Here is a 2,014-nt window from a genome sequence, read left to right as displayed (position 1 = left end):
TTGATGCCGTAATCACCTTCAGCTTCAATCTTTACGCTTTTATCACCAGCAATACCAATACTTGACTCCATTCCATCCTTGGAGTAAATACCATATGAGTGATCTATTTCAATCGGCGCAGTTCCTTTTAAACTTAAATCAACTCCTGAATGCTCTATACCACGGAGTAAAATTGTTCCAGCGGATATAGGAAGTTCACCAGTTGAAATATCACTATCTGAATATAGTTGTTCTATTGTAGAAAGAGTCGTACTAGATTCACCTGTTGACTCTCCTAAAATAGACATCTTTGGTCTTGGAGAATTATATTTATTGGTAAATATCCCCTTCGCAACAATTCCTTGTCCTTTAGTGGCAGAACCTCTAATATCTACCTCTTGTTCCGGATCCACTCGAATCTCTCCAGAGAAAAGACCCGTTCCATCTTTTGATTGACCGTTGATTTTCCCTGAAGTCAATCCTATTGATCCAGCTTCAACTTCGATCTCTTCGCCGTTTTCATAAAAGTCCCTCATCATAATCCCAAACCCTGTTTCGGTTGATCCATTCAACTCAGAAGGGTAATCCTCACCGCTATATGGATCAGGATAGGATTCATAGTAACCAGCTTCGACACCTTTTCCCGTTACAGAGTTACCAGTAACTATCCCACCATAATTTGATAAAATACTTTCGATAAAAACACCAGAACCAGTTGCTGTTTCTCCGGAAAGATACGCTTCATAAGTACGATCAGAAACTTCTCCAGCATTTCCGTTTTTTGTTTCTACAAGTGCTCCTTCGGTTGATAAAACACCATAGCCAGTTGAACGAGACTTGCCCGTCAACTCAGCTCCATTTAATGTATACATTGTAAAAATGGCTCCCGAACCAGAACTTCCATTTGCTTCCGCATACATCTTTGTTCCAATTTCTCCTATATACTCCCCATATGCTCCTTCTTGTTCAAGCTTCTTCTGAAAGGTTTTCATTGATACATAGTCTTCGGATAATGGTGGATTTTCATTTGTTATACTGATCCCTGCTTGCCCCGCCGATGTATGAACATCACCAGTAATATTCTCCGTGCCATCAATCGTATATATTCCAATCTTGCTTGATGATACATTTAGATTTACAGGCTTCCAATCCAATTCCTCTTTTTCACCAATAATCAATTTTGAAACTTTTATTCCATAATCCAAATCATTTTGAATATCTAATGCTGAATTACTCATAATAGTTAGCTCACTATAAGTTCCATCAGCGATTATGATTTGCTGAATCTGATTAACTCCAGAAGTTCTTCTTTCAGAATAGAGTTCATTGATATTCGAACTATTTGTATTTGAAATTTCAATGATGGTGTTTTCGTCATATAGCCCTTCCTCTTTAACATGAGTATCAGGATCATATGTACCATCCACGTAATCTTTCGGTGTGTCCATCAAAAGATAGCTTCCATCGTTTTTCAAAACGATGCCGGTATTTGCAACGGTTATTTTCGAAGCAACAGAGTCCGCTGCCCCTCTAGTTTTTTGGGGAGAATTATTTACAGGTTCTTCAACATCTGTATTCTCAGGAACCTGAGAAACACTTTCTTCTGTAGCTGAAGAGTCAACGAACTGTTTGGTATCTGTTGAGTTGTTGTAAGATTCCTTTTCTAAAACATTTTCCACAACATCGCTCTGAATAGATTCTTGTGAACTAATTTCAGTTTTAGGTTCAGTTTTTGACTCAGCAAAAGCAATGCCTGAACATACTAGGCTGCTAGCATCAAGAGTGATTCCAATAATCATCACAATTTTTAATTTTCTAATCACACTCTTTATATTTTTCAAGTACTTACACTTTTTCCCCAAAAACTATCCACCTCCTATTTTGCTCCGATTTTAATCTTCCTTAACACCAGAGCCGCCTGTCATTTCTTTAGATTCGTTATTCTTCTCCTCATATTCTCTCGCATCTCTGGCTGTTGAGTTTTCGTCATTTAAACTCGAGAATATTTAAAGCACGATAAAATCTTCTCTTTATT

Annotated in this window: 1 protein-coding gene; it reads right to left on the bottom strand. The window is 37.6% G+C overall.

Annotated elements, in window-relative coordinates:
- Positions 1 to 1,841: hypothetical protein (locus tag A5875_RS23740; protein WP_176244695.1), on the bottom strand; the 1,841-nt coding region annotated here is incomplete at its 3' end.
- Positions 1,842 to 2,014 lie beyond the last annotated feature (173 nt).

It is taken from the genome of Enterococcus sp. 3H8_DIV0648 (assembly GCF_002140655.1).
Taxonomy (GTDB): Bacteria; Bacillota; Bacilli; order Lactobacillales; family Enterococcaceae; genus Enterococcus_A; species Enterococcus_A hulanensis.
The sequence above is the reverse complement of the archived record's forward strand: the minus strand, read 5'-3'. Positions and strand labels throughout refer to the sequence as shown.